Below are 230 nucleotides of genomic sequence, written 5' to 3' on the forward strand. Positions count from 1 at the left end.
GAGGCGAGGCGCCGCAAGGCCTGCGGATCAGCGCGACCAAACCAGCGCGTAGCCGTCATCGACCGCGACGAGGTTGGCGTAGATCGGCGCCGGGAAGGACGGATCGTCGAGCTTGACCGAGTGGTAGGAGCGATTGTCCTTCGAAGTCCGGCGCCAGGCGGCACCGATCTCGACGCCTGAGACGATCACGCGCAGGTCTGGCGCCTTGTCGCTGGTGGAGGCGGGATCGC

At 67.8% G+C, this 230-nt stretch carries 1 protein-coding gene; it reads right to left on the minus strand.

The window, feature by feature from the left end; genetic code table 11:
* Positions 1-27: 27 nt before the first annotated feature.
* A partial coding sequence (locus G8O24_RS43895; RefSeq protein ID WP_188108507.1) for a DUF736 domain-containing protein occupies positions 28-230 on the minus strand: 203 nt, incomplete at its 5' end.

Origin of the sequence: Bradyrhizobium campsiandrae, assembly GCF_014529705.1 — a bacterium.
GTDB classification, from domain to species: Bacteria; Pseudomonadota; Alphaproteobacteria; order Rhizobiales; family Xanthobacteraceae; genus Bradyrhizobium; species Bradyrhizobium campsiandrae.